We start from the raw sequence: 21,030 nt of genomic DNA, 5'->3' as shown, positions 1-21,030 counted from the left end.
AATGACAATACAGCAAGCCGGAGTTGACCGGCTTGCTGCAGCATTTCGGAGGCGCACTGGTGGCCGGATTTCTGATCAAACGAATTTTGCAGGCGTTATTCGTGCTTATCGCGATGACACTGCTCGTCGCTTTCACGGTCCGCCTGACAGGCGATCCGGCATTGATGCTGACGCAAGGTGCTGGCAGCATCACCGAAGCCGATCTCGCGCGCATCCGCGAAGGTCTTGGTCTCAACCAGCCGTTCTTCGTTCAATATTGGCAGTTCCTCAAAGGGCTGTTCACGATGAATCTTGGGCGCAGCTTCCTCGGTGGCACGCCTGTTTCAACACTGGTCGGTAGCGCTCTGCCTGCTACATTGATGCTGGCCTTCGCCTCACTGTTTGTTTCCATCGTCATTTCAGTTCCACTCGGCATCAAGGCCGCCGTGTCGCGAGGGAAATGGGCAGATCAGCTGATCCGCATCTGCTCGCTTGTGGGCCTATCCTTTCCGAATTTCTGGCTGGCGACTATGCTGGTGCTGCTGTTCGGCATCTCGCTGCAATGGCTGCCACCAAGCGGCATGAGCGGCATTGCAAGCTTTATCATGCCAGCGCTCACCATGGGCATCATTCTGACCGCGACCAATGTTCGCCTTGTGCGCACAGCAATGCTGGAGACGCTACAATCGCAATATATCATGGTGGCGCGCGCCAAGGGGCTGAGCGAGAACAAGGTTCTCTACAAGCATGCGCTACGCAATTGCGCCATTCCGCTGATTACCTATCTCGGCCTTCAGTTTGGCGGCCTTCTCGGCGGTATCGTGGTGGTGGAACGCGTGTTCAACTGGCCGGGCATGGGCACGCTTGCCTTCGACGCCGTCGCCGGGCGCGATTATCCTGTCTTGCAGGCCACTATCGCGATCCTTTCCATGCTGATCATCGGCGTCAATCTTCTCGTGGACATCGCCTATGGCCTTGTCGATCCGCGTATCCGCACGGAGTAGGACCCATGGCGACCAAGACCTCATCCGTTCTGTTTTCGCGTTTCGCGAGCCTTGAATTCATCGTCGGCGTTGTGCTGACTGGCTGCATCTGTCTGGCCGTGATTTTCTCCGGCTATTTGTTTCCGGGCGGCGCCAACAAGATCGATCTTCTGGCGCGCTTGACGCCGCCATTCGTCAATCCAGCTCATATTTTCGGCACCGACCCGCTGGGCCGTGACGTGCTGGTGCGTGTCGTCACCGGCGGTAAGATTTCGCTGTTCGTCGGGTTTGTTTCGGTGATCGGTTCTGTGGTTATCGGCACCATCATGGGTCTCGTCGCCGGCTATTATCGCGGCTTCTGGGACATGGCGCTGATGCGCTTTGTCGATGTGCAGCTTGCCATGCCGTTCATCCTGCTTGCCATCACGGTCATGGCCATTCTGGGCGGCGGACTGTTCAACACCATCATTTTGCTGATCGTCTCGCAATGCGTGCAATATGCGCGACTGGTGCGTGGCTCGGTGCTGTCGCTGCGCGAGCGTGAGTTCATCCTGTCGGCCCGCGCCATTGGTGTGAAAGACTGGCGTATCATCTGCCAGCATCTGCTGCCGAATCTGCTTGGTCCGGTGATCGTGCTGATGACGCTCAATGTCGCTAACAATATTCTGCTGGAATCGAGCCTGACCTTCCTCGGTCTCGGTGTTGACCCCACCATTCCAAGCTGGGGCGGCATGCTGGCCGACGGGCGCACTTATCTCCAGACGGCATGGTGGGTGAGCATTTTCCCGGGCCTCGCCATTCTCTTCACCGTGCTTGGCCTCAATCTCCTTGGCGACTGGCTGCGTGACAGCCTCGACCCAACTGGCAGGACTTCCCGATGAGCGTGCTTTTTGAGAAAACCTATCCGCGCACCGTTCATGCGCTTGTCGAGCACTTTCTGAAACCGGAAATGCGCGGCGCGAAGGTGGAAGCATGGCTGTTCGATGATCAGCCGAGCCGCTTTGCCGCCGAAACGAAGCTGCGTGAAGCAGACGTCGAGGCGCGGCTGCATTCGGCTTATAAGCCGCTCCTGCACTTCTTTCTGGAGGAAGTGGATGGCGGGGCGCTGAAGTCGGCTGTGATCCGTTATCCGCGTCATGAGGCCTGCGTGCAGAACCGTTTCCTGCTCGAAACCTATCCCTTGTCTGCGTTGCTACCGAAGGTGGAACTGACTTTTGCAGCGTCCGGCAAAGACGATTTTCATTATGACGTCGATCTGGTCTTTGCTGATGGCCATAGCGAGAACCATCGCGTTTTCGCGCCCAACCGCGTGCATGTGGATTTCATCGGTGAAACGCTGGTGTCGCCAACCGGTTGGCTGACCGTCACGCAGGACGGCAAGACCGAAAGCGCGCGCTATGAGACTTCGTATGAAAAGCTGTTTCATGACACCGTTTCGACCATCGCCGCCCATGACTGGAAGCGTGGCGAACCTTATTTCGAAGAGCTGAACATTGCAGTCAGTCTGCCTATTACCGACCGTCGTCTGCCTTACAATGAAGAAACGCTGAGCCTCACCGAATCCATGCACGAGGATATCTATTTCTCGCTGCTGGAAGTTTTTCAGAAAAAGTCTGGTCGTCCGGTTGGCGACCGTGGTTTGCAGCCGGGTCAGATTGTGCCGGAAGTCCGCTTTCGCGATGCCGAACCGTCAGTCAAAGTGGAAACACGTCCACTTTCCACCTATGATGCGTTGACTGCAGAGCAGGTTCTGGAAACGGCGCAAGCGCCGCTTTCCGCCGATCAGATACGCCGTGAAATCGCCAGACTGGGCGGTGAGCCGTTTGAAGCGAAAACTCGCTCTGGCCGAACGGTGCGCGCGACTTATCGTAAGGGCAGCAATGCCGCGATGATGATCAGCGCTGGTCAGCACGCCAACGAAACGACCGGTGTTGTCGGAGCGTTGCGTGCGGCCGACCGGCTTGCTGCGCACGAAGGTGCGCATTTCACGATCTCACCGCAGGAAAACCCGGACGGATACGAGATACATAAGCGGCTCTGTGCACTTCAGCCGCACCACATGCACCACGCGGCGCGCTATACGGCGCTGGGTGATGATCTGGAATATCGCAGCGGCGAAGGGCTTTACGAAAAGGCCATTCGCGTCGAGGCGGAAAAGCGAACTGACGCGAAACTACACGTCAACCTGCACGGTTATCCATCGCACGAATGGACACGTCCGCTATCAGGCTATGTGCCGCGATCCTTTGCGATGTGGACGCTACCGAAGGGCTTTTTCCTGATCATCCGCCACCATGCCTCCTGGGAAAAGGAAGCAGAAGAACTGATCGACCGCGTGACAAAGCATCTGGCTGCGATTGATGGATTGGTAGCTTATAACAATGCTCAGATCAGGCTTTTCGAGCAACATGCAGGCGAAACGGGCTTCCGCATCATCAATGGTTTCCCGTGTCTTGTCGGCGTTGATGACCGCCATACGGTGCCATTGACGCTCATCACCGAATATCCGGATGAGACGGTTTATGGCGATGCCTTCGTCAAGGGACACACGGCCCAAATGGAAACCGTGATGGCATCATATGATGCCTTGCAAGCACTGTTTCCTTCGGACACGGTTGCTTAAAGATAATAGACGCCAATGCGCTTGCCGCTGATGATTTCGACGGCAATCTCCATCTCATAAATATCTGCAAGGATTTCTGGATGAATGAGTTCATCCGGGCTTCCCTGATGGACGACCTTGCCGTGGCGCATGGCGACTATGTGGTCGGAATAGCACGATGCGAAATTGATGTCGTGGAGAACCAGAACGACGGTTTTCCCAAGTTCGTCTGCAGCCCGCCGCAACAGCTTCATCATTGAAGCGGAATGCTTCATATCAAGATTGTTAAGCGGTTCATCCAGCAGCACATAATCTGTATCCTGGCATAACACCATCGCCACGAATGCGCGCTGGCGTTGTCCGCCTGAAAGCTCATCCAGAAAGCGTCCGCTCAGATCGTCAAGGCCAAGATATCCGATGGCCTGCTCGACATGTTTACGATCTTCGCTGTTTGGGCGGCCTTTGGAATAAGGGTAACGGCCAAAGGTTACCAGGTCACGCACGGTCAGGCGGGAATTGATTGCATTTTCTTGCCGCAGGATCGATAGGCGCTTTGCCAGTACATCACCGGATGTCCTTGAAACATCGAGCCCGTCTACGGTCACACGGCCTTTATCCAGAGGCAGTAGACGGCTGACCATGGAGAGTAAGGTGGATTTTCCAGCACCATTCGGTCCGATGATCGAGGTTATGCCGCAAGCTGGTAGTTTTAGAGTCACATCATCGACGACAAGCGTGCCGTTGTAGGATTTGCTGACTTGGCTGATTTCTATCAACGTGCGTGCCCCCTGACGAGAAGGATGATGAAGACGAGGCCGCCCAGAAACTCGATAATGACACTGAGTGCGGTGTTGAATGAGAAAACACGTTCAAGAATGGTCTGTCCGCCAACGATGCAAAGGATTGCGAGCAAAATGGCTATAGGCAGGATAAACCGGTGTTTTGCCGAACCGGCAAGCATGTAAGCCAGATTGGCGACCAGAAGACCGAAAAAGGTAATCGGCCCTACCAGTGCGGTGGAAACCGAAACCAGCACCGTGACCATGAACAGGATCTTGTTCACGATGCGCCGATGATCGACGCCCAGATTGATTGCCGGATCCCTACCGAGTGAAAGGACGTCAAAGATATAGACGAAGCGCAGACCGTAGAGCGAAACTGCAGCAACGATGACGGCTGACATAATCAGAATGTCGCTATTGATGGTGTTGAAGCTGGCGAAAAAGCGGTCTTGCAGGACAGCGAAAAGATTTGGATCAAGCATCCGCTGCATCAGGTTGGAAATGCTGCGGAAAAAAACACCGCAAACAATGCCGACAAGCATAACGAGATGCAGGCTGCGCGTTGCTCCAGAGAAGAGCCAGTAATAGAGTGCGCCAGCGAAAACCACCATGATAGCGGTTTCTGCCAGAAAGCGAATATTCGGTCCGATCCAATCGATCTGGACGGCGCCGAAGAAGAAAATCACCAATGTCTGGATCAGGATATAGAGCGCATCGAACCCCATGATCGAAGGGGTCAGGATACGGTTATTTGTGACAGTCTGGAACAAAACCGTTGAAACGGCAATCGAGTATGCGACCAGTACCATAGCCGCAAGCTTGGTCCCACGGAAGGACAGGATAAAAGACCAGCTCCCTTTTGCGCCGATTGTCATGAATGCTGCCATCGCAACGAGAGCGAGCACGCAAAGCAGCAAGAGAACCAAACTAGGACGTTTAAGCAAGGCGTGAACCTCGCCGCAACAGAAGGTAGAGGAATATGATGCTTCCCACGACTCCCATCATTGTGCCGATTGGAATTTCGTAAGGGAAGCGGACCAGCCGCCCAACAATATCGCAGGTAAGAACGAGCCCAGCACCAAGAACTGCCACCCAGGGCACCGCGCGCCGCATATTGTCTCCAATGAACATGCTGACAACGTTTGGAACGATAAGACCTAGGAAAGGTATCATGCCAACAGTCACAACGACTGATGCGCTGACCATCGAAACGATGACAAGGCCAAGTGTGACTACACGGCGATAATTTAGGCCAAGGTTGGTGGTGAAATCTTCGCCCAGTCCTGCGACCGTGAAGCGGTCAGCGGCGAAGTAGGCGATAACGGTCAGGAAGAATGCAAGCCATAAGAGTTCATAGCGGCCACGGAGGACACCTGAAAAATCGCCGGTTGTCCAGGAGTTCAGCGATTGCAGGAGATCGAAGCGGTAAGCAATGAAAGTAGTGATTGCACTGACGACACCACCAAGCATGAGGCCGACCAAGGGCACCACAAGTACGGACCGCAACGGAATCGCGCGAAGAATACGAAGGAAGAGGGCGGTTCCGGCAAGCGCTGTGACAGAAGCAACCAGCATTTTGCCGATTACAGGCGTTTCGGGTGCAAATAATATTACCAGAAGAATGCCGAGACTGGCAGATTCCACTGTGCCAGCCGTCGATGGTTCAACGAAACGGTTGCGTGTCAGCATCTGCATGATCATGCCCGAAACGGCCATCGACATGCCCGCCAGAATGATTGCAAGGGTGCGTGGAATGCGGCTGATGAGCAAAACTTCGGCTGCGCGGTCGGTCCTTCCGGCTCCGAAAAGTGTGCCCAGCGACACATCGCTGACGCCGATAAACAGGCTGATGACAGCCAGTACGACAACAACGGCTATGGCTGCTGCAAGTCCCTTCACGCTCATTTCCTGTTCTGTTGCCTGATCGCGAATTCGGGCCACCGATAGGTGGCCCGACCGGATTGGGTTTGGAAAACTGTTACTTCGCTTTGTCGAAAGCCTGTGACAGCTGATCGATCGTGCTGTGAAGCGCGCCGAGGCCACCGCCGATCAGGTACCAGTTTTGAGCGTTCAGATAGACAAGCTGATCTTTTTTCCAGGCATTGGTCTGGCGCACGAGTTCGTTGTCGAGAACTTGTTTGGCTGAATTGCCTTCACGACCAATGGCGGCATCGCGGTCTATGACGAACAGCCAGTCGGGATTGGTTTCGAGGATGAATTCCGAGCTGACGGGCTGGCCATGATTGCCGATGGAAAGGTCCGGTGCTGCGGGCTTGACCCCGAAGCTGTCATGCAGGACGCCGAAGCGCGATCCGGGACCATAAGCGCTGATCTTGCCACCGGAAGTGAGGATCAGAAGGCCGGTACCCTTGTTGGCGGCCTTTTCTTTCAAAGCAGCGAGTGCGGCATCAAGCTTCTCGGCTTCTGCCTTCGCTTCTGCTTCCTTCCCGAAAATCTGGCCAAGTTTCTCGACATTGGCTTCCGTATCGGCGATGAAGTTCTTCGCGTTGGTCGTCAGATCGATGGTGGGAGCAATTTTTGAAAGTTCACCATATTTCGCGGCCGAGCGACCCGCTACGATGATCAGGTCCGGCTCTGCTGCATTGACGGCTTCATAGTCCGGTTCGAACAATGTGCCGATTTTCGCATAATCGTCGCTCTGATATTTCTTAAGATATTCAGGGAAGGATATGCCGCTTGGAACACCGCTTACCTTGACACCAAGGCGGTCCAGATTGTCGAGAGTGCCGAGATCGAAAACCAATACCTTTGCCGGTAAGGCTGGCACCGCTATCTCACCCTGAGCATGCTTGATGGTTAGATCAGCAGCATTTGCAGTTGCAGCAATGCCCAGCGCCATGATGGCGGCGCCACACAAGCGTGTAACTTGTTGAGCGATATTCAGCATGGTGTTCGATCCTTTCATTAATCCTGTGCTTTACAGTCAAGTATCTTCTCCGTCAAAGCGGGAGAGACAAAATTCAGTTGTTTTTTGCCTCGGGGTTTTTTCCGCGCAGAATGAAATTGAGGCTGTCTTCAACGGTGAGCGGGATCATCGAGCCGTGGCTTTCATCTTCGAAACGATGAAAGGCAGCATCCATCTGCGGTAATTCTGAAAGCTCTTTGAAGACATCTGAACCGGAAGGTCCACCACGGAGTTTTTTAAGCCGTTCATTGTCCTGCTTCGTCTGATCGGGGCGGCTCCCGCGCTTGCCGGAGGTTTCTATAAGCAAACGGATCGGGCGAGGGGCAATCTTGAAGCGCGTGATGAACTGATCTTTATCTGTTAGAATTGAGCGATCATTCCACCAGATTGATGGATCTGCCGCACTATAGATTTGGAAGGATTCCGTGTGGTTGAACAGGGCGTAAAGGGTGAACAATCCGCCCAGGGAATGGCCGAACAGGGCTTGCCGGCTTTTATCAACATTGAAACGCTTCTCGACTTCGGGCTTTACCTTATTGTCGATAAAATCGAAGAACGCATCTCGTCCCCCGGTCTTCGGTACGTTGAAATGGACGGGGATCAGATCGTTAGGGGTGGGAGGTGTGAGCTCGAAATATCTGAGGCGAACAATTTCTTCCTGATCGTCAGTCGGGTAGCCGATACCGACAAACACAGCCTTTAGGGCGGAGTTCTCTGCCATGAGTTTTGCCGCGATCGGCAACATACGATTGCCATCGACCATATATATGACCGGATAACCGCCTTCGGGTGCAGCTTCCTGCGGTGCAGCGGTGAATATACGATAGGTGATGCCGTTGGCTTCCATGTCAAAGGACGAGGTGGTTGGCTCAACAGCCTGCACAGCGGACGCTGTAAATACCCCTGCCATCATCAGGCATACCTTTTTTAAGATATTCGTCAGTACGCTCATATGAGCATCCATTCATGGAAAGACGCCCGCCATTGCTGGCAGACGTCTTGTTGTTACGATCCTAGAAGCGGGAGGTCATGCCGACCCAGAGGCGGCGACCCTCAACGACGTTGTTGAGTTCGTCGACAGTCGTCTTTTTATCGAAGATATTATAGACGGCTGCATTGAGGGTTACGTTTTCGCTGAAATCATACGAACCGCCGATGTCGAATGTCGCATAAGCCTTGTACTTGCGAGCAATAACGTTGCCTTTGTCATTGTAGGCATAGGGTTCACCAACGGTGCCAATGCGCAGGCCTGCGTTGATTTCCTCGCCATGGTAGTTCCCGGAAGCCCAGGCCTTGAGCCCATCGACCGGGGTCATCCAGTCGGCGCGGATACTTGCCATATGCTTGGGCGTGCGAGCCAGCGGCAACCCGGCATACTCGCCGGTCTTCTGCTCGGAATCCGTATAGGTATAGCTTGCGCGAATGTTGAGGTTGGAAGTAGCTTCCCATTCACCTGTCAGTTCCACGCCCTGTAAAACAGCTTCGTCAATGTTGTAGCTGTAGTAGAGGACATAGTTCGGATCCTGATCCCAGCGGCGCGGCTCGCCTGTTACCGGATCATACTGGATGTTGCTGGCGATCTTGTCGGTGAATTTCGTATAGAAATAGGTGGCACCCAGGCGAAGACCTTCCTGGTTGTCCCAAAGAGCGCTGGCTTCATAGCTTGTACTCTTTTCGGGTTGCAGATTGGGATCACCGATAATTACACCGCAAGTGCCGCTCGGACCGTAGGTACAATTTCCGCCACCGGTCGTGTAAGCGTAGCCGGGCGCAATTGTCCGGATTTCAGGGGCACGGAAGCCTGTTGAAATACCGCCCTTAAGGGTCAGTTGTTCCGTTGCGTGCCAAACGGCATATCCGCGTGGGCTCCAATGCGATCCGTAAATCTCATGGTGGTCCATACGCAGACCGCCGGTCAAACCAAAATCTGGTGTTAGCCACCACTCGTCTTCAGCGAAGAGTGCCCACTGCTTGATGCTGAACTCTTCATCAAACCCGGTGCGGCGACCTGGATTCTGATCGGTCAGAACCGAGTCCATAAACTGACCACCCGTTACAAGGGTGTGATTGCCATAGAGTTCGAATGGCGTGGTGAACTTTCCATCGAGAATGGAGTTGCGAATATGCGGAGACCGGGTTGCCTCGACAAAGTTATCGCTTTTCTTGTCCCAGGAGAAACTGCTGCGCCGGGCCGTTTCCTGCATGAAGGAGAAATCAGAGGTGGTCGGACCCCAACGGCCGGTGTGGCTGATCGACCAATGATCGCGATCGTTGTAATTGTAAGTATCGACTGGTGCGGTTCCCCGCGTGGGGACTGGGTCGATATTGTTGCCGACAGTTGAATCACGGCGAAGACGTGTCTTGCCGAGTTCGAGCATGATGTCGTGATCTTCATTAGGGGTGATCGTGACGCGCCCGGTGATGTCAATATCTTTCTGTTCTGGCGTTCCGTTGATGATTTTATCTTCCTGACGCTTCAGTCCACGACCCCAGACCTGCACGCCGACGAGGTTCGGAACCAATGGTCCCGTGATATAGTAAGAGCCTTGAAGTGAATTGCCGAACTTTGAATGTTGCTGCGCCGTACCGTCTACCGTGAAAGAACCACTCCACTTGTCGGAGACCTTTTTGGTGATGATGTTGATAACACCACCCATCGCGTCGGATCCGTAGAGAGACGACATAGGGCCGCGAATAACCTCGATGCGCTCAATAGCATTTGCAGGCGGTAGGAAGCTCTGCTCGAAACCGGAATTTCCGTTGGTGCGTGCATCGCGAGTGCTTTGGCGCTTGCCGTCAACAAGCAGTAGAGTATAGGAACCGGGGAGACCGCGAATGAATATGTCACGTTCGGCAGCCGAACCAGTGACAGCAACGCCCTGAACGTCCTTCAGAGCGTCGGTTAGATCGCGATAGGCGCCCTTTTCCAATTCTTCGCCAGGAACCACCGTAATACTTGCCGGAGCGTCGGTGATATTCTGTTCGAACCCGGTTGCAGTGACAACGATCTGGTTGAGCTTGACGGCGCCGTCAGCTGTTGTTTCAATACCCGTTCCTGTCACAGATAGCTGTCTTTTCTTGGCAGCGGCTTCATTTGAAGTTGCTTCTTCTGCAGTGCTGGTTGCTGTTTGCGCAATAGCAATCGTTTCGCTCAGAAGTAATGTTGTAGAAAGACAGGTCCCTGCAAGAACCGCCCGATAAATGAGCGATTTGCTGGCCAAACGCCTGTTTTGTGTACCGTTGGCCCACAATCCCCGAAACAAGCTGGTCATTTTCGTCACCGTTTAAAGTTGAGTTTTCAACTCTCCTTATGTATGGCAATAAGGTGACGTCAATCGTCATGTTTTATAAGAATTCTAAATTTCGAAAACCGCAAATGAATGGGCAATAAGGTGATGTCGGGCAAGCCGGTGAAAACGCAGCAACAAACGGAGAAAGGCGAAAATGAAAGCCTTCGTTTGGGGCAATTGCGCCTGCTGATAGCGCTTGATGCACTTCTTGTGGAAGGCAGTGTTGGCGGTGCTGCCAGGCAGATGGGCTTGAGTATTGCGGCTATGAGCCGACTGCTCGGTCAGATTCGCGAGAAGTTCAACGATCCAATTCTGGTTCGTTCTGGTCGAAGCATGATAGCGACGCCGAAAGCAGAAGCCTTGCGTGGACGTTTGCGGCGGCTGGCGAATGAAGCTGAGACGCTGCTGAGCCTAGACCTGACTGAATTGCCGAAATTGAGCTGCACAGGACACCATGGATGGAAGCGAAGCACCATTACGGCGCCGCCTCCGCTCGGTATTCGTAAGGTCGTAGAACTCGAAAACCATCCAACACCAGAGCAGCTCGCTGCGCAATTCGCCAATATCCAGGGTGAAAACGATCCGGTCAGAAGGCTTGCAAAATACATCGCCGTTGTCGGACGGAAGGTCGGGCATACCCGTCCTCTCGACATGTCCGAAGCCGAGGACGCATTCACGACGATCTTTAACGGTGAAGCCGATCCGATGCAGATCAGTGCGTTGCTCCGGCTTATTCATTATCGCGGAGAGACTGCTCCAGAACTTGCAGGCATGGTGCGTGCAGCGAGACATATTTATTCCGTGGACGCAGGATTAAACATGCCTGCTTTGGATTGGCCGGCCTATCTATCGCCGAACTCCATGCAGTCGCCATGGTTCATGCTTTCGGCCTTGCTCGTGGCAAGAGCCGGCTATCCCGTCGCTCTGCATGGCAACTGCGGCACAGGTGAAATCTCGGGCAAACTTGAATTGGCGGCTGAAGCTATCAATCTGCCGATCGCAACATCACACTCGCTCGCGGAAAGCGCATTGAGAGCGCACAGCATCTGCTTCATGCCGATAGCCGGTTTCGCTCCTCAGATCTATGCGTTGCTGGCGCTTTACCCGTTGTTCGAGTCGCGTTCATCGATGAACAGTCTCGTTCATCTTCTCAATCCGTTGAATCTCAGGGCGACATTTCTCGGTGTTACCCAGTCCACATATCGCGAGTTGCATCGCGATGCGGGCGCGCTTCTTGGCACGCCGTCGATTTCCGTCGTTTCAACCTGCCGCGACGTTGCCGAGCTGGTTCCACATAGAACCCATATGATCTACAGACTGCTTGACGGTAGGGAAACGGATTTGTTGCTTCCCACACTTTCCAAAGAGAGCAGCGACAAGCATTCTAATTTCAGTTCATTCGAATATTGGTATGGTGTCTGGTCTGGTGCGGCCGTGGATAAACGTGCAGAAAACACAATCGTCGCGACGGCAGCCATGGCTATGATGACGGCGGCCTCCGCAGAAAACGAAAGCCATGCGCAGTTCTTTGAGAGAGCCGAGGAACTCTGGCGCAATCGCCACAATCGGGTAGCGGCATAATGCGGATGCAGCTGCAACTGAGAAACTTAAAACTGTTTCACGTTTCGTAAAATTTGAAAAAAGCTTTTCCCGTGACCGTCGTGGGCGGCAAGTCCATGCTTTGTCCACTAATTTTATAGGCTTTATCTTCTCCCTGTGAGTTCGATTGCAACAGGGGAGCCTCAATGGTCAATCAGGTATTCGGCGAGGCGGGAACGTCGATCTTCGAGGCGATGTCGCGGCTTGCCGCCGAACGTGGGGCCATCAATCTGGGACAAGGGTTTCCAGAAGGCTTTGAGCCTCCCGAACTTCTTGATGCGGCTGCTCATGCCCTTCGTGAAACCTCGCAACAATATCCACCTATGATGGGCCTGCCTATTCTTCGTCAGGCTGTCGCAGAAAACGCCAGGCGGTTTCCCGGTCTTGATGTGGATTGGGAAAAGGAGGTTCTGGTCACCTCCGGAGCCACGGAAGCTCTGGCTGATACGTTTCTGGCATATCTGGATACGGGCGACGAGGTTATCCTGTTCGAGCCGGTCTACGATGCTTATGCAACACTTATCCGGCGTGCTGGCGGGAAAGTTGTGCCGGTGCGGTTGAGGCCACCTCATTGGGAACTACCACGAGAGGAACTGGTAAACGCTATCTCTCCCCGCACCAAACTCATTGTCGTCAATACGCCGATGAATCCAATCGGCAAGATATTCGATCTGGACGAGCTGGACTTTCTCGCTGAACTTGCGATCAAGCATGATCTCGTGATCGTTTCGGATGAGGTTTACGAACATCTCGTCTTCGACGGTCGTCCGTTTCACTCTATGTTCGGTGTTGAGAAAGTCCGCGACCGTGTCGTGCGAATTGGCTCTGCTGGAAAGAGCTTTTCATTAACAGGGTGGAAGGTCGGCTATGTGACGGCTTCCGCAAAGCTTTTAGCACCGATTGCCCGTGCCCATCAGTATGTCACTTTCACCACGCCGCCGGCATTGCAGTCGGCGATTGCCGTTGGGCTTTCGTTGCCTGATAGCTACTTCGTTGAACTCAGGGCAACGGTGGCATCGCGACGGGATATTCTGGTTGAAGGACTGAAATCTGCAGGTTTTGATGTCGTAGCGGTCCCTGCCACCTATTTCGTCGTGGCCGATGTAGAGACGCTCGATCCAGAAGGCGATGATCTCGATTTTTGTCGACGGTTGACGCTTGAAGCAGGTGTAACCCCGGTTCCCATCTCATCTTTTTATGGTGCGCGCGATGTGCGCAGCCACGTCCGTTTCTGTTTCGCCAAGCGCGAAGAAACGCTGTTTGAGGCCGTTTCACGACTGGTTCGCTGGACCAGCAAGTACAATTGGCGCGCCGCATCATAGGCGCGTCCGGAAATCACTACAGGGAAACAAGATGCATTCAGTTTTATTTTTGCGCGGCGCGGTTTCTGCAGCACTCTTTTCAATGTTAGTCGCTTCACCAGCTCTTGCGGAAAAAATTCGGTTTGGTGTGACCTCGGGACCGCATGCGGAAATCGCCGAAGCACTCGCACCCGTTGCCAAAGCAAATGGTCTGGATATCGAGATTGTGGAGTTTTCTGACGGCGCACTGATCGACCCGGCAACAAATGACGGCGATCTTGACGCCAATGGCTTTCAGCATACGCCGTATTTCGATCAGCAGAACAAAGATCGGGGCCTCAACCTCGTTGCCGTTGGTGGACGTACTGTGTTGCTGCCGATGGCTGGTTATTCGCGCAAGTACAAATCTCTTGCTGAACTGCCTGAAGGGGCGCAGATTTCGATCCCCAACGATCCCAGCAATGCGGGTCGCGCCTTGAAGCTTCTCGAAGCAGGCGGCGTAATCAAGCTGACGCCGGGTGTGACCTTCAACGCAACTGAACTCGATATTGTCGATAACCCGAAGAAGGTCAAAATCATCCCGATGGAAACAGCCCAGCTTCCGCGGTCGCTGGAAGATGTGGATTTTTCCGTTATCACTTCACATTTTGCGCTGAGTGCCGGGCTGGTTCCGACCCGTGATGCGATCCTGATCGAAGATCAGCTATCCGATTATTTCTGCCTGCTTGCCGTCGCGGAGAAGAACAAGGATGCACCCTGGGTCAAAACGCTGGTCGAAGCCTATAAGTCTCCTGACGTCAAAGCCTTCATCGAGAAGAAATTCGATGGCAACATCATAGCGGGTTGGTGAGATGAACGTGCTGGTGCGGAACGAATCTGTGTCAAAAGCTGTACCGGACGAAACGGGTTCGGTTCCGCCAATTATCGATATACGCTCGCTGACAAAGATTTATGATGAGACGGCTGGTCCGGTCATCGATGACGTCTCACTCAAGATCACGAGGGGAACGATCCATGGCATCATTGGTCGTTCGGGTGCCGGGAAAAGTACGCTCGTGCGCTGTCTGAACGGTCTTGTGCATCCAAGCAAAGGAGAAATCTTTGTTTCCGGATGTGAGATCACAACGTTGCGCCAAGACGAATTACGACAGGTTCGTCGTGAAGTATCAATGATATTTCAGCATTTTAGTCTGTTGTCTTCACGAACTGCCTTTGGCAACATAGCGCTGCCGTTGGAGCTCGCAGGCATTGGTCGTAGCGCCATAAGAACTCGGGTGAACGATCTGCTCGATCTGGTGGGCCTAAAGGGAAAGGCCGATACCTATCCATCGGAATTGTCTGGTGGTCAGAAACAGCGTGTGGGTATCGCGCGGGCATTGGCTCTGGAACCGAGCGTTTTGCTGTCCGATGAGGCGACATCGGCGCTTGATCCTGAAACCACGGAACAAATTCTTTCGTTATTGAAAGATATCAATCAGCGGCTGGGGCTGACGATTGTGCTCATTACGCATGAAATGGATGTGGTGCGCCAGATCGCAGACCATGTGACGGTTCTTGATGGTGGCAAGGTCGTTGAAAGCGGAGCGACCTTCAATGTCTTTGCCTTTCCTCAATCCCCAGTTGCCCGTTCGTTTTTAGCGAGCATCGTCGCCCACGACTTACCGCCGGAAGTATCGCAGCGGTTACTTCCACAACCTGTTGGCGGGTCAGCCCCGGTTCTGCGCATCATATTTTCTGGTGAAGCCGCCCATGAACCGGTCGTTGCAACGCTCGTGCAGCGCTTCGGGGTAAATCCGAACATATTGCACGGGCGCATAGACTATATCGGTGGCAGACCACTGGGCATCATAACACTCGTCGCCGAAGGTGGTTCCGCCGATCTCGCGGACGTTCGCAATTATCTGTCTTCACTCAATCTTCATGGAGAGGTCATCGGTCATGTTGTCCGATCTGCTTCCGCCGGCGCTCGTCGGGCTTTTGCTTGAATCGCTGAAGCAGACAGCCACTATGGTGGCCGCATCTGCCATTCTGTCTACCTTGATCGGCCTGCCGCTCGGTGTTGCACTGGTTGTTACCAGTCCAGGGCAGTTTCTTGAGCGCTCGGTTTTCAATCGCGTTGCAGGTACGATCGTCAATTTGGTTCGATCTACACCGTTTATCATTTTGATGGTGGCGATCATTCCCTTGACGCGTCTGATCGCGGGAACAACAGTTGGGACTTATGCGGCCATCGTGCCGCTGACAGTGGCCATCACGCCTCTCTATGCGCGTCTCGCTGAAACTGCGATGCGCGAAGTAGACCAAAGCCTGATTGAAGCCGCCGAAAGCATGGGTGCTACACCGATTCAGATCATCTTCAAGGTGCTGTTGCCTGAAGCACTGCCCGGGATCATTGCAGGGCAAACGGTTACACTTGTCAGTCTTGTTGGATATTCGGCGATGGCAGGGACAGTTGGCGGTGGTGGTTTGGGCGATCTCGGAATCCGCTTCGGATATCAGCGCTTCATGCCTGAAGTCATGGTCGCTGTCGTCATCATTTTGGTTGCAATCGTGCAATCCATTCAGATCACGGGCGACCACGCCGCTCGTTTCGTCAATCACCGCGTGGCGCGCAGCCGTCGCTCACGCTGAGAGTTTTTCAGGAGGTTTCAATGACTATACATACCACGCCGATTAATCTGCCCTTGCTTGATTTATCGCGTTTCAACGGAAGTGTCGAAGAGCGCGGCAGCTTCATTGCGGAGCTGCGCCAGACGCTTCACGATCATGGCTTTTTCTACCTGACAGGGCATGGCGTCGATCCGAAACTTGTGGAAGACGTAGTTGCGACTGCGAAGAGATTTTTCGCACTTCCTGCAGAAGAAAAACTCAAGATCGAAATGGTGAAATCATCCCATTTTCGCGGTTATAATCGTGCTGGTTTTGAACGCACTCGTGGCCAGCAGGATTGGCGCGAACAGCTCGATATCAACACGGAATCAGAATCAGCTGAGATTGGTCCCGATAGCCCGGCATGGAAGCGTCTGATCGGCCCGAACCAGTGGCCGGAAGCATTGCCCGAACTTAAGCCGTTGCTGCTTGCCTATCAGGCTGAGGTGACGCGCGTTGGCATTGATATTCTGAAGGCCATTGCTGCGGCTTTAGGACAGTCGGAAGACTTTTTCGCCCAGATTTATCAGCCGCATCCATCCCAACTCCTGAAAATTATTCGTTATCCGGGGCGCGACGTGGCGGAAAGCGAGCAAGGAGTGGGCGCACATAAGGACGGCGGTTTCGTTACTGTGCTGCTACAGGATGTCGTTCCCGGCCTGCGCGTTCAGCGGGAAGATGGTGAATGGATTGATGCGCCTCCGGTTCCAGGCACTTTTGTCATCAATACGGGAGAATTGCTTGAACTTGCTACCAATGGATTCGTGCGGGCGGATGTACACGGCGTTGTTGCGCCTCCAGCCGGTGTGGAACGCTTTTCCGTCGCCTTCTTCCTGGGCGCCCGATACGATGCAACTATCCCGGTTATCGATTTGCCGGATGAGTTGAAGATCAAGGAGCGCGGCGTTACCGTCGATGCGCTGAATCCAATCTTCCGTGAGGTCGGCGCAAATAATCTCAAAAGTCGCCTCCGGTCGCATCCAGATGTCGCGCGAGCCCATCATGCGGACTTGTTGACGCCTGAACAATTGGGAGATCACACACCCGGATCGGCATATTGAGAGGTTGATAGTCTTTTTCAGGGCACCACTGTCACGCGACCGTGGCGCCCTGTTTAACCCATCCCTTGACGATTAAAGTACGATGGTCGCTTAAGTCGCCAAGGAACGGGCCGGGGGTATGCCATTGATCCGCGTTTTCCCGGATCAAGCGACACTCTAACGAATGACGCCGCCTATACTTTGCTGGAATACGGAGATTTAAAAGCTGCGATTGCTGGCAGGGTGGCGGCGAGGGGCATCAATTCGATGTCGGTTTTTGGCTATTTGTCAGGAAAACACTACGTCGACTTTGCAAAAGTTTCGGCAAATTGACTGCATGTTTGTCATTTTGAACAATTTGTACCCTCTAAATTTAACAAATCCACGGCTTGATCGGTCAAAGCATCGATGGAAATCTCCCTTACCTTATATAAGCGTGACGTAGGGAGGGGATCGCTGAAATGCCTGTAATGCCCGAATTGTGTGCCGATACCATAGTTTATAACGGTACGATCTGGTGTGGATATGAAGAGGGCACGGTTGAAGCCCTAGCCATCTGGCAAGGAAAGGTTCTTGCCACGGGTACACGGGACCAGATTTGGTCTTTGAAGGGCGATAATACGCATTTGATCGATCTCAAAGGGCGCTTTGCCACGCCTGGACTTAACGACGCGCACCTGCATCTCATTTCCGTGGGACTGACACTCAAGTGGATCGATGCGACGCCGCAGGCAGCACCGACATTGCAAAGCTTGCTCGACGCCATTCGCGAACAGGCCGCTTCTGCACCTCCGGGGGCATGGATCAGGGCGCGCGGCTATGACCAGACGAAGCTCGATGTCGGTCGCCATCCGCATAAGTCGGAACTTGATGCTGTTGCTCCAAACAATCCCGTCATGGTGGTACGCGCATGCGGCCATGTTTCGATCTTCAATTCAAAGGCATTTGAACTGGCAGGTATTGACGAAAGTTCGCCTGTACCGGAAGGCGGGTTGATCGAGCAGAAAAATGGCAGTCTGACAGGTATGGTTGCCGAAAATGCTCAAGGGGCTGTCCGCAAGGCCATCCCCAAGGCAACGACGGAAGAGATGGTCGAGGCCATTGAGGCTGCGGGTAATCTGCTTCTTTCCTATGGCATAACCAGCGTCATGGATGCCGCTGTCGGTCAGGTCGCAGGATTTGATGAAATCCGCGCCTATAATCTCGCCAAGCTGGATAAGCGTTTGCCAGTGCGTACCTGGCTCGTGCTGCTCGGCGATCCGGGGCCTTCCATCGTGGAGGAGTGCTATAAAGCCGGTCTTGTGTCCGGCGTTGGTGATGACATGCTGACGGTTGGCGCTGTCAAGATTTTCCTTGACGGCTCTGCAGGCGGACGAACTGCATGGATGAGCAAGCCGTATCTCGGCGATGATAACAATATTGGTGTCCAGATATTGCCAGACGCGGAACTGGAAGCGTTGGTGCTGGATACCCATAAAAAGGGCTATCAACTGGCATGTCATGCTATCGGCGACGCAGCCATTGGCCAGTTGATCACGGCGTATGAAAAGGCGCTCGCTGCTTATCCCGATCGAGATCGCCGTCATCGTATCGAACATTGCGGTTTCTCTACGCCGGAACAGCATGATCGGATGAAAAAGGCTGGCATTTATCCATGCCCGCAGCAGGTCTTCATCTACGACTTTGGTGATGCCTACATTTCTGTTCTCGGCGAAGAGCGCGCAATTTCAAGCTATCCGCTGAAAACCTGGAAAGATCTGGGCTTCAAGCCTGCGACTGGCAGTGATTCACCGGTTTGTCATCCGAATCCCTATCCGAACATCTATTCGATGCTGACGCGCGAAACGGGCAAGGGAACAGTGATGGATGCCCGCGAATGCGTGACCATTGAAGAAGCCCTGCAGGTCTACACGGAGTTTGGTGCGTTCTCTCAGAAACTGGAGAATGTGAAGGGTAAGCTTGTACCTGGACAGGTTGCTGATATTGCGGTCTTTTCACGCAATATGCTCACCGCGAAGCCGGAAGAGATTCTCAACGACACGCATTGTGTTCTTACCATGCGTGACGGTGAGGTCGTATTCGAACGGTCGTGAGTTAAATGCTCCCGGTTTCCGGAGGCAATAAAAAGAATTGAAGCGTAAACGCTTCGGGACGATTTCGAGCAGCGAGGTTTCGACAGAGCTGCCCGAAAAACGGTTCATTTGAATCGCAAGAATGACATTTATGAAGGGGAACAATATGAGAAAATTTGCATTGCTGGCAGCGCTGTCCGCAGTCCTGCTAGCCGGAACGGCAGCTTATGCTGCGGACGAGCCGCGTTCGGGAGGCGTCATCAATTTTGTCGCACCTTACGGCGATAGTTTCTCGACGCTCGACATTCAGGCTTCACCTGCCACGCAGGACGAGTTCTATGCCAAAGCTATTCACCGCACACTCTATGATTGGGATGCGAATCTCAACAAGCCGGTACTCGGTCTTGCAACCGATGTGACGGTGTCCGATGACAGGCTCGTCTATACCTACAAGCTTCGACAGGATGCCTTTTTCCACAATGGCAAGCCTTTGACGGCAGACGACATTATTTGGAGCTATACCCGGATAATGGACCCGAAAAAGGCATTCCCACCGGCACGATACATCGCTGAGATCAAAGGGGCTGACGAATATACGCAGGGTAAGGCCAAGGAAATTTCCGGTCTGAAGAAGATCGATGATCATACGCTCGAAATCACACTGAAGCAGCCAATCGATCCCGGCTTCCAGTTTATGCGTAATAACACTGCCATTTATCCGGCAGGTGAGGGCGATAGCGAAGAGTTTCAGCGTCACCCGATCGGCCTCGGACCGTATAAATTTGCCGAATACGTTCCCGGCTCCCGCCTGACGGTTGAGAAGTGGGACAAGTATTACGAGAAGGGCAAGCCTTACGCCGACAAGATCAACATCATGATCATGGGTGATGCGGCCGCGCGCGACGTTGCGTTCCGCAATAAGGAAATTGACGTAGCGGTGCTCGGGCCAGCGCAGTATACAGCCTATCTCGCCGATCCCGAGCTTGCGAAGAACATGGTCGAGGTGGCCGAGGTTTACACGCGCGCCGTTGGTTTCAATCCTGATTTCAAGCCGTTCCAGGACAAACGCGTCCGTCAGGCAATCAACTACGCTATCGATAGCGATCTCATCATCAAGCGCCTTGTCAAAGATAAGGCTTATCGTGCTGTTGGTTGGCTTCCGAACTCATCGCCAGCCTTTGACAAGGATGCGAAGCCTTATCCGTATGATCCTGAAAAAGCAAAAGCTTTGCTTGCTGAAGCAGGATATCCTGACGGCTTCGAGTTTGAGCTGACGGCAACGCAGAACGAGAGCTGGGGCCTGACTATCGTTCAGGCGATCATTCCGATGCTCGCCAAAGTCGGTATCAAGGTGAAGGCAAAGCCAGTCGAAGCGTCTGTACTTGCGGATGTGGTTCCGGCTGGTAATTTCCAGGCCTATATGTGGTCGCTTGAAAGTGGTCCGGATGCACTGACCGCGATGCAGTGCTTCTATTCCAAGACTCCACAATCTGCGTGCAACTACCAGAAATTCTCCAACACGGATTTCGACAAGATTGTCGATGAGGCAAAGGTGGCGAAAACCGAAGAAGAGAAGAATGAACTTCTAAAGAAGGCCAACAATCTGTTGCAGGAAGAAGCACCGGTGTGGTTCTTCAACTACAACAAGGCGGTCATGGCGCATCAGCCATGGTTGCATGGTCTGCAGCCGAACTCGGCAGAGCTCGCAGTGCAGTCCTATGAAAAGCTGTGGGTTGATGACACGGTTCCATCCGGTCGCTAATTCCGGCTGATCTGGATCGGCCCGCTCGTCATCGGGCGGGCCATT

17 protein-coding genes are annotated in these 21,030 nt (G+C 53.6%); 11 read left to right on the top strand and 6 right to left on the bottom strand.

Going from position 1 to position 21,030, the window contains the following annotated elements:
* The first annotated feature begins 59 nt into the window (after nt 1-59).
* The 3 genes from F9K94_RS16305 to F9K94_RS16295 are packed head-to-tail and all read left to right on the top strand — an operon-like array spanning nt 60 to nt 3,585.
* Nucleotides 60-983: an ABC transporter permease gene (locus F9K94_RS16305; RefSeq protein ID WP_151646946.1), complete on the top strand. Its 924-nt coding sequence runs from the start codon at nt 60-62 to the stop codon at nt 981-983.
* A 5-nt stretch (nt 984-988) separates the two neighbouring features.
* On the top strand, nt 989-1,843 hold the full coding sequence (locus tag F9K94_RS16300) for an ABC transporter permease (protein ID WP_151646944.1): 855 nt from the start codon (nt 989-991) through the stop codon (nt 1,841-1,843).
* Nucleotides 1,840-3,585 (top strand): M14 family metallopeptidase, encoded by a 1,746-nt coding sequence (locus F9K94_RS16295; RefSeq protein ID WP_151646942.1) that lies wholly within the window; start codon nt 1,840-1,842, stop codon nt 3,583-3,585. Before F9K94_RS16300 ends, F9K94_RS16295 begins: the two co-directional genes overlap by 4 nt.
* On the opposite strand, the gene F9K94_RS16290 is transcribed toward F9K94_RS16295, so the two are convergent.
* The 6 genes from F9K94_RS16290 to F9K94_RS16265 form a co-directional block, all read right to left on the bottom strand.
* Nucleotides 3,582-4,340 carry an iron ABC transporter ATP-binding protein gene (locus F9K94_RS16290; protein ID WP_061347065.1) on the bottom strand — a complete coding sequence of 253 codons (759 nt, stop codon included), beginning with the start codon at nt 4,338-4,340 and terminating at the stop codon, nt 3,582-3,584. The two genes, F9K94_RS16295 and F9K94_RS16290, sit on opposite strands and share 4 nt — an antisense overlap.
* Nucleotides 4,337-5,290 carry an iron chelate uptake ABC transporter family permease subunit gene (locus tag F9K94_RS16285; protein WP_061347066.1) on the bottom strand — a complete coding sequence of 318 codons (954 nt, stop codon included), beginning with the start codon at nt 5,288-5,290 and terminating at the stop codon, nt 4,337-4,339. Before F9K94_RS16285 ends, F9K94_RS16290 begins: the two co-directional genes overlap by 4 nt.
* On the bottom strand, nt 5,283-6,245 hold the full coding sequence (locus F9K94_RS16280; protein ID WP_061347067.1) for an ABC transporter permease: 963 nt from the start codon (nt 6,243-6,245) through the stop codon (nt 5,283-5,285). The genes F9K94_RS16285 and F9K94_RS16280 overlap by 8 nt, the downstream gene beginning before the upstream one ends.
* Nucleotides 6,246-6,324: 79 nt before the next feature.
* Nucleotides 6,325-7,272: a siderophore ABC transporter substrate-binding protein gene (locus F9K94_RS16275; protein WP_151646940.1), complete on the bottom strand. Its 948-nt coding sequence runs from the start codon at nt 7,270-7,272 to the stop codon at nt 6,325-6,327.
* 55 nt (nt 7,273-7,327) lie between these two features.
* The gene (locus F9K94_RS16270) at nt 7,328-8,224 is read right to left on the bottom strand and encodes an alpha/beta hydrolase (protein ID WP_151646938.1); all 897 of its coding nucleotides are present in this window, start codon (nt 8,222-8,224) and stop codon (nt 7,328-7,330) included.
* Between the two features lie 61 nt (nt 8,225-8,285).
* Nucleotides 8,286-10,544 (bottom strand): TonB-dependent receptor domain-containing protein, encoded by a 2,259-nt coding sequence (locus F9K94_RS16265; protein ID WP_151646936.1) that lies wholly within the window; start codon nt 10,542-10,544, stop codon nt 8,286-8,288.
* Nucleotides 10,545-10,667: 123 nt separating this feature from the next.
* Here F9K94_RS16265 and F9K94_RS16260 point away from each other — a divergent pair, with 123 nt between their 5' ends.
* From F9K94_RS16260 to F9K94_RS16225, 8 genes are all read left to right on the top strand, one after another.
* Nucleotides 10,668-12,143, top strand: coding sequence for a glycosyl transferase family protein (locus tag F9K94_RS16260; RefSeq protein ID WP_061347169.1), 1,476 nt, complete (start codon nt 10,668-10,670; stop codon nt 12,141-12,143).
* Nucleotides 12,144-12,307: 164 nt separating this feature from the next.
* Nucleotides 12,308-13,483, top strand: coding sequence for an aminotransferase (locus F9K94_RS16255; RefSeq protein ID WP_151646934.1), 1,176 nt, complete (start codon nt 12,308-12,310; stop codon nt 13,481-13,483).
* Nucleotides 13,484-13,514: 31 nt separating this feature from the next.
* Entirely contained in the window at nt 13,515-14,312 is a 798-nt protein-coding gene (locus tag F9K94_RS16250) for a MetQ/NlpA family ABC transporter substrate-binding protein (protein ID WP_151646932.1), read from the top strand.
* 1 nt (nt 14,313) lies between these two features.
* On the top strand, nt 14,314-15,447 hold the full coding sequence (locus F9K94_RS16245) for a methionine ABC transporter ATP-binding protein (protein WP_151646930.1): 1,134 nt from the start codon (nt 14,314-14,316) through the stop codon (nt 15,445-15,447).
* Complete coding sequence (locus tag F9K94_RS16240; RefSeq protein ID WP_151646928.1) at nt 15,401-16,093, top strand: methionine ABC transporter permease; 693 nt, start codon at nt 15,401-15,403, stop codon at nt 16,091-16,093. Before F9K94_RS16245 ends, F9K94_RS16240 begins: the two co-directional genes overlap by 47 nt.
* 20 nt (nt 16,094-16,113) lie before the next feature.
* On the top strand, nt 16,114-17,172 hold the full coding sequence (locus F9K94_RS16235; RefSeq protein WP_061347073.1) for an isopenicillin N synthase family dioxygenase: 1,059 nt from the start codon (nt 16,114-16,116) through the stop codon (nt 17,170-17,172).
* A gap of 449 nt (nt 17,173-17,621) precedes the next feature.
* Nucleotides 17,622-19,244, top strand: a complete 1,623-nt coding sequence (locus F9K94_RS16230) for an amidohydrolase (protein ID WP_369798336.1) — start codon at nt 17,622-17,624, stop codon at nt 19,242-19,244.
* A gap of 145 nt (nt 19,245-19,389) precedes the next feature.
* Complete coding sequence (locus F9K94_RS16225) at nt 19,390-20,985, top strand: ABC transporter substrate-binding protein (RefSeq protein ID WP_151646926.1); 1,596 nt, start codon at nt 19,390-19,392, stop codon at nt 20,983-20,985.
* Nucleotides 20,986-21,030: the final 45 nt, after the last annotated feature.

The organism is Brucella tritici, from assembly GCF_008932285.1.
GTDB lineage: Bacteria > Pseudomonadota > Alphaproteobacteria > Rhizobiales > Rhizobiaceae > Brucella > Brucella tritici.
This window is presented reverse-complemented; position numbering and strand designations above follow the sequence as displayed.

Excerpts from the sequence above, each read along its gene's own strand:
- F9K94_RS16300 (WP_151646944.1), top strand. The coding sequence starts at position 989 with ATGGCGACCAAGACCTCATCCGTTCTGTTTTCGCGTTTCGCGAGCCTT.
- F9K94_RS16295 (WP_151646942.1), top strand. The coding sequence starts at position 1,840 with ATGAGCGTGCTTTTTGAGAAAACCTATCCGCGCACCGTTCATGCGCTT.
- F9K94_RS16275 (WP_151646940.1), bottom strand. The coding sequence starts at position 7,272 with ATGAAAGGATCGAACACCATGCTGAATATCGCTCAACAAGTTACACGC.
- F9K94_RS16270 (WP_151646938.1), bottom strand. The coding sequence starts at position 8,224 with ATGAGCGTACTGACGAATATCTTAAAAAAGGTATGCCTGATGATGGCA.
- F9K94_RS16265 (WP_151646936.1), bottom strand. The coding sequence starts at position 10,544 with ATGACCAGCTTGTTTCGGGGATTGTGGGCCAACGGTACACAAAACAGG.
- F9K94_RS16260 (WP_061347169.1), top strand. The coding sequence starts at position 10,668 with ATGTCGGGCAAGCCGGTGAAAACGCAGCAACAAACGGAGAAAGGCGAA.
- F9K94_RS16255 (WP_151646934.1), top strand. The coding sequence starts at position 12,308 with ATGGTCAATCAGGTATTCGGCGAGGCGGGAACGTCGATCTTCGAGGCG.
- F9K94_RS16250 (WP_151646932.1), top strand. The coding sequence starts at position 13,515 with ATGCATTCAGTTTTATTTTTGCGCGGCGCGGTTTCTGCAGCACTCTTT.
- F9K94_RS16245 (WP_151646930.1), top strand. The coding sequence starts at position 14,314 with ATGAACGTGCTGGTGCGGAACGAATCTGTGTCAAAAGCTGTACCGGAC.
- F9K94_RS16240 (WP_151646928.1), top strand. The coding sequence starts at position 15,401 with ATGTTGTCCGATCTGCTTCCGCCGGCGCTCGTCGGGCTTTTGCTTGAA.
- F9K94_RS16235 (WP_061347073.1), top strand. The coding sequence starts at position 16,114 with ATGACTATACATACCACGCCGATTAATCTGCCCTTGCTTGATTTATCG.
- F9K94_RS16230 (WP_369798336.1), top strand. The coding sequence starts at position 17,622 with ATGCCCGAATTGTGTGCCGATACCATAGTTTATAACGGTACGATCTGG.
- F9K94_RS16225 (WP_151646926.1), top strand. The coding sequence starts at position 19,390 with ATGAGAAAATTTGCATTGCTGGCAGCGCTGTCCGCAGTCCTGCTAGCC.